Consider the following 13,837-nt stretch of genomic DNA (forward strand, 5'->3'; position numbering starts at 1 on the left):
CCGTCGCGGACTCGTCGCTCGCGGCCGCCTCGGCCGGGGGCGACCAGGTCGAGCGGTGGCGACGGGGCTCTTCGGCGTGGGCGGCGGCCTCGTCCAGGGGCTCGAGCGCGTCCGGGGACCCGTCGGCCTCGGTGGCCTGGGCGACCGCGGCACGGTCCAGCGGGGTCGACTCGGCTGCGGGCGCGGTGCCCTGCTGCGCGTCGGGGTCGGCCTGCGATCCACCGCTCCGCGGGGCGGAGGACGGGTCGATCGTGTCGACCGAACCGAGGACGTCGTCGACGGTGCGGTCCGAGGACTGCGGCGTCGGGTCCTGCAGCGGCACGGGCAGTCCCGCGTGGGCCTCGGCGGCGCGGAGCTGCCGGAGCTGGCGCCGGGTCAGCCCACCGCTGCCGGGGACGATCTCGGTGGCGGACGCCGGCGCGGCCGGGACGCCGCCCGGTGCCGACACGGCGGCGGTCTGCGCCGATGCCGGTGCGGACTGCGGGGTCCCTGCGGACTGCGCCGACCGCGGCGCGGACGACTGCGCGGGTCCGGCGGACACCGGTGCGGCGTGCGAACCCGGGCGACGCCCGGAGTCGGCGGGGGCGGCGACGGTCGGCGGCGGCGTGGCGGGCTGCGAACCGGCTGCGGCGGCACGCTCGCGCTCGCGCGCCTGGCGCCGCGACAGGGGCGGCTGCGCGTCGGACGAACTCATGCAACGCTCCGATACAGGTGGTGCTTGGAGATGTACTGGACGACGCCGTCGGGGACCAAGTACCAGACGGGGAACCCCCGTCGCACCCGGTCACGGCAATCCGTCGAGGATATGGCCAGGGCGGGGACTTCGAGCAAGCTTACGTCGCGTTCGGGCAATCCGGTCAGGCTGAGGGCGTGTCCCGGACGCGTCACGGCGACGAAGTGCGCGAGGTCCCAGAGACCATCATGGTCTTTCCAGTCGACGATCTGCTGAACGGCGTCTGCGCCGGAGATGAAGACGAGCTGGGCGTCCGGCCGCTGTTCGTGCAGGTCGCGGAGCGTGTCGACCGTGTACGTCGGCCCAGGGCGGTCGATGTCGACGCGGCTGACGGTGAACATCGGGTTCGACGCCGTCGCGATCACGGTCATGAGGTACCGGTGCTCGGCGTCGGTGACACCGGACTTCATGTACGGCTGACCGGTGGGCACGAACACGACCTCGTCGAGGCCGAACGCCCGAGCGACCTCGGACGCCGCGACCAGGTGCCCGTGGTGGATGGGGTCGAACGTGCCACCCATCACACCGATGCGTGGCTGTCCGGTGGTCTCGAGCATCGAGGGGTCGGTCAGATCTTGGTGTGACCGAACTCGTCCACGCCCGACTCGTGGTGACGGGTGGCCTCGAACTTCTGCGAGTGGCGGTACGCGACGTCGCGGAAGCTCCAGGTGACGAAGCCGAGGAAGATGAAGAACAGGGCACCGACGAGCGGGAAGACGAACGCGGGGGTCCCGGAGGCGTGCTCAGCAGCTTCTGCGAGGAGGGTCATCGTTCGGTGCTCCGTTCGGTCGGGGAAAGACGCCGTTCAGTCTAGCCGCGGATCTGTCCCTGGCCGCGCACGATCCACTTGGTGCTCGTGAGCTCCGGCAGGCCCATCGGGCCACGCGCGTGCAGCTTCTGCGTCGAGATGCCGACCTCGGCCCCGAAGCCGAACTCGCCGCCGTCGGTGAACCGGGTCGAGGCGTTCACCATCACGACGGCCGAGTCGACGGTGGCCAGGAACCGCTCGGCGGTGTCGACGTCGTCCGTGACGATGGACTCGGTGTGGTGCGTCGACCAGCGGGCGATGTGCGCCATCGCCGCGTCGACGTCGGGCACCACGCGGACGGACAGGTCGAGGTCCATCGACTCCGTTGCCCAGTCGGCATCAGTGGCCCGCAGGACACCGGGCACGATCGCCCGGGTGGCGTCGTCACCGCGCAGCGTGACCCCCGCTGCTCGCAGTCGGTCGGCGAGCACCGGCAGCAGCCGCTCGGCCGCCGCCTCGTGCACCAGCAGGGTCTCGAGCGCGTTGCACACGCTCGGGCGCTGCACCTTGCTGTTCAGCACGATGTCGACCGACCGCTGCTCGGGCGCCGACGCGTCGAGGAACACGTGCACGACCCCGGCGCCGGTCTCGATGACGGGCACCTGCGCCTCGGTGACGACGGTCTGGATCAGGTCGGCGCTCCCCCGCGGGATGAGGACGTCGACCAGTCCGCGGGCGCGCATGAGCTCGGTGGCACCGGCCCGGCCGAAGGGGTCGATGGTCTGCACCAGGTCACGGGGCAACCCGACCGACGCGACGGCGTCCTGGATGCGTGCGACGAGCACGGCGTTCGTGCGCTGGGCGGCCGATCCCCCACGGAGCACGACCGCGTTGCCCGACTTCAGGGCGAGCGCCGCGATGTCGACCGTGACGTTCGGGCGTGCCTCGTAGATCGCTCCGACGACCCCGAACGGCACGCGGACCTGACTCAGCTGCAACCCGTTCGGCAGCCGCGAGCCGCGCACGTGCTCGCCCACCGGGTCGTGCAGGCCCACGACGTGCTCGACGGCGGTCGCGAGTGCCTCGATCCGGGCCGGGTCCAGGCGCAGACGGTCGAGCACCCCGGACGACGAGCCGGCCTCCTCGCCCGCGACCAGGTCGTGGTGGTTCGCGGCGACGATCTCGTCGGTGGCCGCGCGGACCGCCGCGGCGATCGCCACGAGCGCGCCGTCCTTGACCGCCGTCGTCGCCGTCGCGAGGGCCGTCGAGGCGGTCCGGGCGGCGACGAGCGTGTCGGTCAGGGTCGGGGCGGGGGCGGTCAGCGACATGGACCGATTCTAGGTCCGCCCCTCGGTCCGTGACGGGCGGGGCGGGCGCCCGCCGCCCCTCCGGGCCCGGTCCGCCCTCCGGCCGTGCACACGTCGTCCCCCGCGTGCACCGCGACCGTCTGGAGGCCCGCCACCGGTCCCGGGACCCGCACCGGGCCTCCAGGCGGTCGCGTCCACCCCGTCGACCGACGGGGCAGACCGGTCACGACCCGTCGTCCCCGGCCTGCCGGGTGGTCGCGGATCGTCGCGCCGCCGCGACCGCGGCGACGGTCCCCGACCACCCGGTGGCGTCCCGACGGCGCGTCACGACCACCCGCTGCCACCGGCGCGGCGCGGCGGGGCCGCCGTCAGGGACGGGGTGCGGCGTGGAACCAGGTCCCGAGGTGCTCGCCGGCCAACGCCCGGTCCACCAGCGGCGTGGCGGTCACGAGCACGGCGGTACCGGCCTCGGCAGCGAGCCGGGCGGCGGCGACCTTCGTCCCCGCTCCCCCGGTGCCGACGCCGGCCGCGCCGATCGAACCGAAGGTGACCCCGGCGAGCGGGTCGCCGAAGGGCACCTCGTCGATGCGGACCGCACCGGGCTGCTCGGGCGGCGCGGTGTACAGCGCCTCGACGTCGGACAGCAGCACGAGGGCGTCCGCGCCGAGCAGCCGCGCGACGAGTGCCGCGAGCCGGTCGTTGTCGCCGAACCGGATCTCGTGCGTGGCGACCGTGTCGTTCTCGTTGACGATCGGCAGCACCCGCAGGGCGAGCAACCGGTCGATCGCCCGTTCCGCGTTCACCCGGTGCGTGGGGTTCTGCAGGTCACCGGCGGTCAGCAGGATCTGCGCGGCGACGACCCCGTGCCGGTCGAGTTCCTTCTGGTAGCGGAACATCAGGACGTTCTGCCCCGTGGCCGCTGCGGCCTGCTGCGTGGCGAGGTCGTCCGGGCGCCCCGCGAGCCCCAGGAAGGGGAAGCCGGTCGCGATGGCGCCCGAGGACACCAGGACGACCTGCGTGCCACGGCCGTACGCGGCCGCCAGGGCGTCGACGAGCGGCGCGATCTGCCCGGCCGCGTCCCCGCTGACCGAGGACGAGCCGACCTTCACCACGATCCGTCGCGCACGCGGGATGTCCTCGCGCCGGGTGACGGGGCCGAGGTCGCTGCGAGCGGTGGTGTCGGTCATGCCCGTGGTCAGCCCCTGCTGTCCGTCTCGACGTCGTCGTCCGCCCAGAGCCCGGAGACGCGCTCCTGCTCGAGCTCGGCACGGGCGGCCGCCTTGGCGTCCATCCGTTCGAAGTACTCCTCGCGCCGCTCGTTGCGGGTCGGACGCGACGTCGCCCCGATGCGGGAGTCGGTGCCGCGGGCGCTCGTGATGAGCTCGGCGGTCGAGGTGAGCGTGGGCTCCCAGTCGAACACCATGCCGCCGTCGCCACCGATGACGACGGTCGAGCCGGCGACGGCTCCGGCCTTGAACAGGCCGTCCTCGACGCCGAGCTTCGCGAGCCGGTCGGCCAGGTAGCCGATCGCCTCCTCGTTGGTGAAGTCGGTCTGCTGCACCCAGCGCTCCGGCTTCGCGCCGCGGACACGGTAGAAGCGGTGCTCCTCGCCGCCCTCGGCGCGCACCGTGAAGGGCTTCTGGTCGACCGACTTCGGGCGCAGCACGATGCGCTCCTGCACCGGCTCCGCCGCACGGGAGGCACGGGCCTGCTCCACGACGTCGGCCAGCGCGAACGTCAGCTCGCGCAGGCCCTTGCGGGACGCGGTCGAGATCGGGAACACGCGGTAGCCGCGCTCCTCGAGCTCGGCCGTGACGAAGTCGGCGAGCTCCTGCGCCTCGGGCACGTCCACCTTGTTCAGGGCGATGAGCTGCGGGCGCTCGAGCAGCGGCACCTGGCCCTCGGGGACCGGGTAGCGCTCGAGCTCGCCGAGGATGACGTCGAGGTCGCTGATCGGGTCGCGGCCCGGGTCGAGCGTGGCGCAGTCGATGACGTGCAGGAGCGCCTCGCAGCGCTCGACGTGCCGCAGGAACTCCAGGCCGAGGCCCTTGCCCTCGGACGCGCCCTCGATCAGGCCCGGGACGTCGGCGACGGTGAAGCGGGTGTCCCCGGACTCGACGACGCCGAGGTTCGGGGTGAGGGTCGTGAACGGGTAGTCCGCGATCTTCGGCTTGGCGGCCGAGATCGCCGCGATGAGCGAGGACTTGCCGGCGCTCGGGAACCCGACGAGGGCGACGTCGGCGATGGTCTTCAGCTCGAGGCTGACGTCACCGGCCCACCCCTCGGTCCCGAGGAGCGCGAAGCCGGGGGCCTTGCGCTTGGTGGTGGAGAGCGCCGCGTTGCCGAGACCGCCCTGACCGCCGGGGGCGACGACGATGCGCATGCCGGGTTCGGTGAGGTCGGCGATGACCTCGCCGGACTCGTCGTACACGACCGTGCCGACGGGCATCGGGAGCTCGAGGACCTCACCGCTCACACCGCTGCGGTGGTCGCCCATGCCGGGCTGCCCGTTCTTCGACGAGCGGTGCGGCGAGCGGTGGTAGCCGAGCAGCGTGGTCACCTGCGGATCGGCCACGAGCACGATGTCGCCGCCGTCACCGCCGTTGCCGCCGTCGGGCCCGGCGAGGGGCTTGAACTTCTCACGGCGGACCGACACGCAGCCGTTGCCGCCGTGCCCCGCGCTGAGGTGCAGGGTCACGCGGTCGACGAAGGTCGCCATGGGTCCACTCCTGGTACTGCTGGAAAGAGAACGGGAGGGGCGGGCACGTGGCCCGCCCCTCCCGCAGAGTCAGATCGTCTGGTCGCTTACGCGTTGACGATGTTGATGACCTTGCGGCCACCCTTGGTGCCGAACTCGACCGAACCGGCCGAGAGGGCGAACAGCGTGTCGTCGCCACCGCGGCCGACGTTGGCGCCCGGGTGGAAGTGGGTCCCACGCTGGCGGACGATGATCTCGCCGGCGTTGACGACCTCGCCACCGAAGCGCTTCACGCCGAGGCGCTGTGCGTTCGAGTCACGACCGTTGCGAGTGGAGCTCGCACCCTTCTTGTGTGCCATGAGTTGACTCCCTTACGCGATCTTGGTGATCTTGACGCGGGTCAGCTCAGCGCGGAAACCCTGGCGCTTCTTGTACCCGGTCTTGTTCTTGAACTTCTGGATGATGACCTTCGGACCACGGAGGTCGTCGAGCACCTCGGCGGTGACGGTCACGTTCGCGAGCTCGGAGGCCGCCGACGTGATCTTGTCACCGTCCACGAGGAGCACGGGGGCGAGGTCGATGTTGCCCTTGTCGTCCGCCTTGGCACGGTCGATGGTCAGGATCGTGCCGACCTCGACCTTCTCCTGACGGCCGCCGGCGCGCACTACTGCGTAAACCACGTGGAAATCCTTACGTAACTCTGCTTGAGGGAAGTCTCGGGTGCCCACTTCTGCACGAGCGGCTCCCGGAGGCCGGGCCCGATCGGCGACGCAGGCAGAACGGCCCGCTGACACCAGGGACCGAGAATACTCGATCACCGTGGGTCCGGTCAAACGGCGACACACGTAGCATTGCCACGTGACCGTGTTGATCGACCCGCCGACGTGGCCCGCCCACGACACACTGTGGTCGCACCTCGTCAGTGATGAATCCTACGCGGAACTCCACGCCTTCGCTGCGCGGGTCGGTGTGCCGCGCCGGGCGTTCGACCACGACCACTACGACGTGCCGTTGTCGCGCTACGACGAACTCGTCGCAGCGGGCGCCGCAGCCGTGACGGGCCGGGAGCTCGTGCTGCGACTCATCCGCAGCGGCCTGCGGGTGGCGCAGCGGGACAAGCGCGGCCGCTGACCTAGCAGGGTGGGGCTGGCGTCGCAGCGCGCACGGGAGGCACGGCGCGGGTCCGGCACGCAGCGCACGTCGCGCGGTGCGGTGCCACTCCCACGGCGCTGGTCACCGCGCGGCGCACGGCGCGTGGTGCAGCGGGACCGCGCGGCCGGCCAAAGTGGCTCGGACAGCGCGATCCGTCGGCGCCAGCCGCAGAGCCAGCCGTCGGTGCCGTCCGTCAGGCCGTCCACCGTCGCCGTCCGGCGGTGCGATCGGTCAGCGGGGTGCCGGACCGCCCCAGGGCCCCGGAGGCTGCTGCTGCGGCGGCTGGACGGTGGCCGGAGGGACCGCGTCGGCCGGGCGCACGGTGCCGGGCATGCCCGGTGACGACGCGGTGCCCCGCCCGCGCCGCGGACGACCGAGCCAGAGCCACGCCGCGGTGGCGGTCGCCAGCAGCATCACGGTGAGCGGCACGCCGTTCTGCAGCGGCCCCGTGACGACGTCGACGACGAGTCGTGCGCCGCCGGAGCGGACCGTCGCGATCGTGCCCGTGACGACCCCGACGAGCGCCAGGGCGACGGTCCCCGCGGCACCGGCGAGCACCGCGCGGCGCAGCAGGTTCGGCAGCGGGCTGCGTCGGTCGATCGGGGTCAGGAACGCCAGCGCGAGGAACGCCCCGGCGTAGTACGGGAACGGCCCCGCGAAGACCGCGGTGGTGAAGCTGCCGAGCAGGTCGGCCCCTGCCCCGTAGTGCGCGAGCGGGTTGACCAGGAGCGACGTCCCGAGCAGGTTGAACAGCCCGGAGACGAACTCCACGAGCACCAGCGCCACGACGGCGATGAGTGCGCCGGCGGTGTTCGTGACCGAGGCGCCGGGCGCGAACGCCCGACGGGGCTCGGCAGGTACGCGGGGCGGCCGCGGTGGGCCGTACGGCGCACCGGCCCCCGGCTGCCGGCCGCGGGGCGGGACCTGCCCGCCCGGTCCCGGCTGGCCGTGCTGCTGCCCCGGGCCGGGCGGTGCGGGCTGGGACCAGCCCGCACCGTAGTACCCGCGGTGCTGCTGCGGGTCGCCCGGGTTCGTCACCGTCAGTTCCCCAGGATCACGGTGCCGTCGGTGTCGTCGTCCGACTCCCCCGACGTCGTCGCCGGTGCGCTGATGCTCGGCGAGGACACCCGGCGGGAGCGGGACCGACCCTGGCCGGGCTGCTTCGGCTCGGGCAGCGCCTGGAGCACCGAGTCGAGCAACGACTCGGCGTCGGGTGCGACCGTGCGCGGTTCGCGCTTCGGTGCCGCGGCGATCGGGATGTCGAGGATCGCGACGCTGTTGTCGGTCGGGGTCACGGTGGCGCTCGAGCTCACGCGACGACGGGCCGGGGCCTTCGCCTTCGGTGCGCTCACGGGCTCGGCGACGACCGGCTCGGCGGCAGCCGTGGCCGTCGGCGCGCTCGACGCCGACTCGTCCGCCTTCGCCGCGGCGACGACGGGCTCGGCGCCGGACTCGACCACGGGCTCGGCAGCGGGTGCTCCCTGCGCCTCGGTGCTCTCGGCGGCGGCAGCGGCCTGCTGCTCGCCCCCGCGCCCACCACGGCCGCGACGACGGCGCTTCGGACCGGTCGACTGCTCGCCGCCCGCGGTGTCCGTGCTGGTCGGCGCATCGGCCGACGTCGGCGCCGTGGTCTCGGCAGCGGGCGACGCAGCGGCAGCGGCGTCCTGCTCGTCGTGCGGGATCGTCGAGGCGGCGATCCGTGACAGGGCGTTCTTCACGTCCTCGGTGATCTGGTGCGCCTGGCTCGCCGCACCGGACCCGCCGTTGCCGGAGCCGCCGTTCCCGTTCCCGTTCCCGTTCCCGTTGCCGGAGCCGCCGTTCCCGTTCCCGCCGTTCCCGTTGCCACGACCCTTGCGACGGCCCTTGCTCGGACCCGGGTCGGCGTTGTTGTCGTTGACCTTGGCGTTGACCTCGTCGAGCGACTCGCGGAGCCCGACACCGATCTTCTTGCGGGTCATCTGCACGAGGCCGAGCGAGGTGATCTCGGCGACCTGGTGCTTCGTCCGGTCGCGGCTCAGGCACTCGACCAGGCGCCGGAGCACCAGGTCACGGTTGTCCTCGAGCACCATGTCGATGAAGTCGACGACGATGATGCCGCCGATGTCGCGCAGGCGGAGCTGGCGGACGATCTCCTCGGCGGCCTCGAGGTTGTTCTTCGTGACCGTCTCTTCCAGGTTGCCGCCGGAGCCGACGAACTTCCCGGTGTTGACGTCGACGACCGTCATGGCCTCGGTGCGGTCGATGACGAGCGAGCCACCCGACGGCAGCCAGACCTTGCGGTCGAGCGCCTTGTCGATCTGCTCGTTCAGGCGGAACTCCTCGAAGGAGTCCGGGCCCTCGTACCGCACGACGCGGTCCTTGAGGTCCGGTGCGACGGCCGACAGGTACTCGTCGATGGTGCCACCGGCGGCCTCGCCGTCGATGATCAGCTTCGTGAAGTCCTCGTTGAAGACGTCACGGACGATCTTGATGAGCAGGTCCGGCTCCGAGTGCAGCATGACCGGGGCCTGGCCGCCGGCGACCTTCTTCTGGATGGCCTCCCACTGGCTGGTCAGCCGCTGCACGTCGCGGGTGAGCTGCTCCTCGGTCGCGCCCTCGGCAGCGGTGCGCACGATGACGCCCGCGTGCTCCGGCAGGACCTCCTTGAGGATCTTCTTCAGGCGCGCGCGCTCGGTGTCCGGGAGCTTGCGCGAGATGCCGTTCATCGAACCGTTCGGCACGTAGACCAGGTAGCGGCCCGGCAGCGAGACCTGGCTGGTCAGGCGGGCGCCCTTGTGGCCCACCGGGTCCTTGGTGACCTGCACGAGGACCTTGTCACCCGGCTTGAGCGCGGACTCGATGCGGCGCCCGTGGCTGGTGTCGACGGAGTTCCAGTCGACCTCGCCGGCGTACAGCACGGCGTTGCGGCCGCGGCCGATGTCGACGAAGGCGGCCTCCATCGACGGCAGGACGTTCTGCACCTTGCCGAGGTAGACGTTCCCGATCAGCGAGACGTTCTCGGACTTGGTGATGTAGTGCTCCGCGAGGATGCCGTCCTCGAGCACGCCGATCTCGATCGTCGACGAGCTGGAGCGGACGATCATCTGGCGGTCGACGCTCTCGCGGCGGGCGAGGAACTCGTCCTCGCTGACCACCTGGCGGCGGCGTCCGGCGTCACGGCCGTCACGACGGCGCTGCTTCTTCGCCTCGAGACGGGTCGAGCCCTTGATGCGCTGCGGCTCGGTGATGAGCTCCGGCTCGCGGCGGCGCGGCTCCTGGTGGTCGCGCGGCTCGCGGGCCTCACGGTCGGCGCTCGAGCCACGGCGACGCGAGCGGCGGCGCGAGCCACCCTGGTCGTCGCGGTCGTCACGGTCGCGGTCGAACCGGTCCTCGCGGTCGTACCGGTCGTCCTCGTCGCGGTCACGGTCGCGGTCCGAGCGCGGCGCGCGCTGCGGCAGCTCCGGCAGCACCGGCGCGTGGAAGATCAGGCTGAGCGTGCTCGTGGCCTTCGGCACGAACGGCTCGGCGGCCGGCGCGCTCGCGGGGGTCTCCGGCTCGGACGCGGCCGGACGGGAGGCGCGGCTGACGTCCGCCCCGTCGGTCGTGGTCGCCTGCTGGTCACCCGACACGACCGGCAGGTCACCGGTCAGCGTGCTCACGTCGTGCGGCTCGGCGCCGCCGTCGGCGACGGGGTCCACCGCGACGGGGACCTCGGTGTCGGTCGACTCGACCGGTGATGCCGGCGACGCGGGGGAATCCGGCGAGTCGGGCGAATCGGGCGAGTCCACCGACCCGGGCGACGCGACGCTGGCTGCGGGACGGGCGTCAGCGCCGCCCGTCAGCGCGAGGGTCTCGTCGACGTGGGATGCCTGCTCGGCGTTCCCCCGGGCCTCCTGGCCGGCCGACCGGGCGCGGCGCCCGCCGAACAGGCGGCCCCGGCGCTTCGGCGCGTTCTCGTCGTTGGTCGTGTTGTCGTTGTTCTGCTCCACCATGGACTGGCGCACTCCTCGGCCCCACTCGCACCCTCTCGGGCGGCGGGAATTCTGTCGTTGTGGCGGGCGGCGTCGACGCCCCCGCGCTCGTTGTCTCGTGACCGGTCTGCGCCAACTTCTCGTTGCGTCCGCGCCCGTTCCGCTCCGGGCACCCGGCCCGGGTCGGCTCGGCGTCGGAGTGACGCTGTCCCGACCACAGTGCGCTCTCACCGCACCTGATCGCCCGGGTACCGCCCTGTGCAGGCGCCACCCGGAAAGCTCTTCTCGGCGTGCGGCGGACCGCACGACCTCCAGGCATTATCGCACGGCGCATCCGGAAAGCACCGGAACCCGCATGCGATGATGACGGCGTGACCGCGTCAGCCCCCGCCCCCCGTCGTCCGATCGCGATGGCGGTCTTCCTGCTCGTCACCGGTGCCGTCGGCCTCCTCGGGGCGTTCCAGCTGGTGCTCGACGAGTTCAAGAAGTACGCCGACCCGGACACCGTGCTGTCCTGCGACCTCAACCCGTTCATCAGCTGCTCGGACGTCATGGCGAGCTGGCAGGGCAACCTCTTCGGCTTCCCGAACCCCCTGCTCGGCCTGCTCGGGTTCGTCGCACCGATCGCCGTCGCGGTGATGCTGCTCGCGGGCTTCCGGAACGGGTCGCGGTGGTTCTGGATCGCCTTCAACGCCGGTGTCTTCCTGGCCTGGGTGTTCGTCACCTGGCTGTTCACGCAGACCGTCTGGTCGATCGGCGCGCTCTGCCCGTGGTGCATGCTCGTCTGGTCCGTGACGATCCCGATGTTCTGGGTGTTCACGATCTGGAACGCCGCGCAGGGCCGGTTCGGTGCAGCAGCCCAGCGGGTCGGGCGCGCCCTGCTGCCGTTCTGCTGGACCTTCCCGCTCGCCAACTACCTGTTCATCATCGTGACGATCATCATCGTGTTCCCGAGCGTCCTGACGATCTTCTGACCCCTTCCCGATGCGCGAGCACGAGAGCGGATCGGTGCGACGCGACGCCCTGCGGGACCGTGCCCGGGTGGCTCGCGAGCAGGCCCGGGCGCGTCGTCGCCGCACGCGGACGCTCGGCATCGCCGCGGTCGTCGTCGGCGGGCTCGCCGGGGCGGCCGTCGTCGCCGTGTCGGTCGCGGGGTCGGATCAGCCGGCCGGGCCCGGCCCCCGCAACACGGCGAGCGACGGGGTCCTGCTGCGGGGGTCCCACGGCGCGATCGTGACCGTCCGGACGCCGGCGCTGCCCGACGGCGGTGCGCCGATCCCGACGGCGCAGGACCCCGCGACGACGGACATCACCGTGTACGCGGACTACCTGTGCCCGTACTGCAACCAGTTCGAGGCGGACCAGATGCCGCAGATCCGGCAGTGGGTGCGGGACGGCACCGCGACCCTCGAACTGCACCCGATCGCCCTGCTCGACCGGATGTCGCGCGGGTCCGACTACTCCACGCGGTCCGCCGCCGCTGCCGCCTGCGTGGCCGACCACGACCCCGACGCGTTCCTGGCGTTCGACACGTCGCTCCGTGCGCACCAGCCGTCCGAGGGCACGCGCGGGCTCACCGACGACCGGCTGGTGGCCCTGGCCGAGCAGGCGGGCGCGACCGACGACGACGTCGCCGGCTGCATCACGCGCCGGGAGTTCGCCGGCTGGGTGGCCGACGCCACGGACCGGGCGGTGCACGACGCCGTACCGAACTCCTCGCTCCGTGGGATCACCGGCACCCCGACGGTCATCGTCGACGGAGCGCAGTACGACGGATCCCTCACCGACGCGGCGGCGTTCGCGGCGTTCGCCCGGCAGCACGGCGACGGCCACGGCCACGGCCACGGCTCGTCGTAGGCCGCTCGGCACACGGCGACGGCCCCCGCTCCCGGGTGGGAGCGAGGGCCGTCGTGTCCGGTCGGTCGGTCGTCCGGGCTACTTCGCCGCCGCGTCGATCGCGCTGACGACGGTGCTCAGGTCGTCGAGGCGCTTGCCGTCGACGACGACCGTCGGCGTCCCGAAGCCGTTGGTGCCCGCGAGGGCCTCGTCCTCGGTCACCAGCTTGGTGGACTTGGTCACCCAGCCCTTGAACTGCTCGGTCGACACGCACTCGGCGACCTCGGAGCTGGTCGCTCCACCGGCCTTGACGAGGTCCTCGATCTCGGCGTTCGTCAGGCCCTTCGTGCCCTCGGCCGGCTGGTTGTCGAAGAACTGCTTCTGCACGTCCAGGAACTTCTCCGGCTCGTTGTCCGCGACGCACATGGCGGCGTTCGCGGCACGGCTGGCGTAGCGCGAGCCCGGGTAGGCGCGGTCGAGGATCGAGACCGGCTGGATCGCCAGCGTGGCCTCACCCGACTTCACCTTGTCCAGGATCTGGTCGGAGAAGGCGTCCTCGAACTGCTTGCAGACCGGGCAGGCCCAGTCGACGTACTCGGTGACCGTGACGGCGCCGTCGGCACCGGCGGTCGGGATCGCCGACGGGGAACCCTTCGCCGAGACGGCCGGGGTGCTCACCGGGGTGACCTTGCCGTCCTCGGCAGCGAACTGGATCGCGCCGGTGGCCATGTTCTCCGGCCCGGCCGCGGACACGGCGGGTGCGTTGTTCACGTTCACCACGACGATCGCGATGATGGCCGCGATCGCCACGATGCCGAGCCCGATGCCGCCCTGCAGGAACCACTTGTTGCGGCGCTTGCGGCGCTTCTCGGCGTCGGCACGCTGGCGTGCGACCTCACGGGCGTGCTGGCGACGCTCGTTCTTGGTGGGTCGGTCGTTGTTCGTCACGTCGTCCCCGTCGCTCAGGCGAACCAGAGCGCGAGCTCGCGCGCGGCCGACTCGGGGCTGTCCGACCCGTGCACCAGGTTCTGCTGCACCTTGAGGCCCCAGTCGCGGCCGAGGTCACCACGGATGGTGCCGGGCGCGGCCGAGGTCGGGTCGGTGGTGCCGGCGAGCGAGCGGAAGCCCGCGATCACACCGTTGCCGGCGACGCGCACGGCGACGACGGGGCCGGACTGCATGAACTCGACGAGCGGCTCGAAGAACGGCTTGCCCTGGTGCTCCTCGTAGTGTGCGTCGAGCAGGTCACGCGGCGCGGTCAGCATCTTGAGGTCGACGAGCTCGTACCCCTTGGCCTCGATCCGGCGGAGGATCTCACCGGTGAGCTGGCGGGCGACGCCGTCGGGCTTGACGAGGACGAGGGTCTCTTCGAGGTCGGACACGCAGTACTCCCTGTGTTCGGGGTCGAATGTG

At 72.3% G+C, this 13,837-nt stretch carries 14 protein-coding genes and 1 pseudogene; 3 read left to right on the forward strand and 12 right to left on the reverse strand.

The annotated features are described in order from the left end of the window. The 8 genes and pseudogenes from LEL83_RS08010 to rplU form a co-directional block, all read right to left on the reverse strand. Positions 1 to 694 (reverse strand): annotated as a pseudogene (locus LEL83_RS08010) (hypothetical protein); the annotation flags it as partial. Continuing rightward, positions 691 to 1,290: a nicotinate-nucleotide adenylyltransferase gene (nadD, locus tag LEL83_RS08015; RefSeq protein ID WP_225558412.1), complete on the reverse strand. Its 600-nt coding sequence runs from the start codon at positions 1,288 to 1,290 to the stop codon at positions 691 to 693. The gene nadD and the pseudogene LEL83_RS08010, both read right to left, overlap by 4 nt. Before the next feature lie 11 nt (positions 1,291 to 1,301). After that, positions 1,302 to 1,502: a hypothetical protein gene (locus LEL83_RS08020; RefSeq protein WP_198658062.1), complete on the reverse strand. Its 201-nt coding sequence runs from the start codon at positions 1,500 to 1,502 to the stop codon at positions 1,302 to 1,304. Between the two features lie 41 nt (positions 1,503 to 1,543). Beyond that, positions 1,544 to 2,809, reverse strand: a complete 1,266-nt coding sequence (locus LEL83_RS08025) for a glutamate-5-semialdehyde dehydrogenase (protein ID WP_225558413.1) — start codon at positions 2,807 to 2,809, stop codon at positions 1,544 to 1,546. A 347-nt stretch (positions 2,810 to 3,156) separates the two neighbouring features. Then, entirely contained in the window at positions 3,157 to 3,975 is an 819-nt protein-coding gene (gene proB / locus LEL83_RS08030) for a glutamate 5-kinase (protein ID WP_225558414.1), read from the reverse strand. A gap of 8 nt (positions 3,976 to 3,983) precedes the next feature. Continuing rightward, complete coding sequence (obgE, locus tag LEL83_RS08035) at positions 3,984 to 5,507, reverse strand: GTPase ObgE (protein ID WP_225558415.1); 1,524 nt, start codon at positions 5,505 to 5,507, stop codon at positions 3,984 to 3,986. Positions 5,508 to 5,593: 86 nt separating this feature from the next. Continuing rightward, positions 5,594 to 5,845, reverse strand: coding sequence for a 50S ribosomal protein L27 (gene rpmA / locus LEL83_RS08040; RefSeq protein ID WP_111081199.1), 252 nt, complete (start codon positions 5,843 to 5,845; stop codon positions 5,594 to 5,596). A gap of 12 nt (positions 5,846 to 5,857) precedes the next feature. Beyond that, the gene (gene rplU / locus LEL83_RS08045; protein ID WP_027464715.1) at positions 5,858 to 6,166 is read right to left on the reverse strand and encodes a 50S ribosomal protein L21; all 309 of its coding nucleotides are present in this window, start codon (positions 6,164 to 6,166) and stop codon (positions 5,858 to 5,860) included. 178 nt (positions 6,167 to 6,344) lie between these two features. Between rplU and LEL83_RS08050 the strand changes: the two genes are divergently transcribed. After that, positions 6,345 to 6,617 carry a DUF4031 domain-containing protein gene (locus LEL83_RS08050; RefSeq protein WP_198658059.1) on the forward strand — a complete coding sequence of 91 codons (273 nt, stop codon included), beginning with the start codon at positions 6,345 to 6,347 and terminating at the stop codon, positions 6,615 to 6,617. A gap of 252 nt (positions 6,618 to 6,869) precedes the next feature. On the opposite strand, the gene LEL83_RS08055 is transcribed toward LEL83_RS08050, so the two are convergent. Then, entirely contained in the window at positions 6,870 to 7,676 is an 807-nt protein-coding gene (locus tag LEL83_RS08055) for a hypothetical protein (protein WP_225558416.1), read from the reverse strand. Positions 7,677 to 7,678: 2 nt separating this feature from the next. Further along, complete coding sequence (locus LEL83_RS08060) at positions 7,679 to 10,609, reverse strand: Rne/Rng family ribonuclease (protein WP_225558417.1); 2,931 nt, start codon at positions 10,607 to 10,609, stop codon at positions 7,679 to 7,681. Between the two features lie 350 nt (positions 10,610 to 10,959). Here LEL83_RS08060 and LEL83_RS08065 point away from each other — a divergent pair, with 350 nt between their 5' ends. Beyond that, on the forward strand, positions 10,960 to 11,562 hold the full coding sequence (locus tag LEL83_RS08065) for a vitamin K epoxide reductase family protein (RefSeq protein ID WP_225558418.1): 603 nt from the start codon (positions 10,960 to 10,962) through the stop codon (positions 11,560 to 11,562). 67 nt (positions 11,563 to 11,629) lie between these two features. Continuing rightward, a complete protein-coding gene (locus tag LEL83_RS08070; RefSeq protein ID WP_225558419.1) occupies positions 11,630 to 12,445 on the forward strand; it encodes a DsbA family protein in 816 nt (271 codons plus the stop codon). Between the two features lie 78 nt (positions 12,446 to 12,523). On the opposite strand, the gene LEL83_RS08075 is transcribed toward LEL83_RS08070, so the two are convergent. Both LEL83_RS08075 and ndk read right to left on the reverse strand, forming a co-directional pair. Further along, positions 12,524 to 13,372, reverse strand: a complete 849-nt coding sequence (locus LEL83_RS08075; protein ID WP_225558420.1) for a DsbA family protein — start codon at positions 13,370 to 13,372, stop codon at positions 12,524 to 12,526. Positions 13,373 to 13,386: 14 nt separating this feature from the next. Beyond that, complete coding sequence (ndk, locus tag LEL83_RS08080; protein ID WP_198658054.1) at positions 13,387 to 13,806, reverse strand: nucleoside-diphosphate kinase; 420 nt, start codon at positions 13,804 to 13,806, stop codon at positions 13,387 to 13,389. Positions 13,807 to 13,837: the final 31 nt, after the last annotated feature.

Origin of the sequence: Curtobacterium oceanosedimentum (assembly GCF_020297365.1) — a bacterium.
GTDB lineage: Bacteria > Actinomycetota > Actinomycetes > Actinomycetales > Microbacteriaceae > Curtobacterium.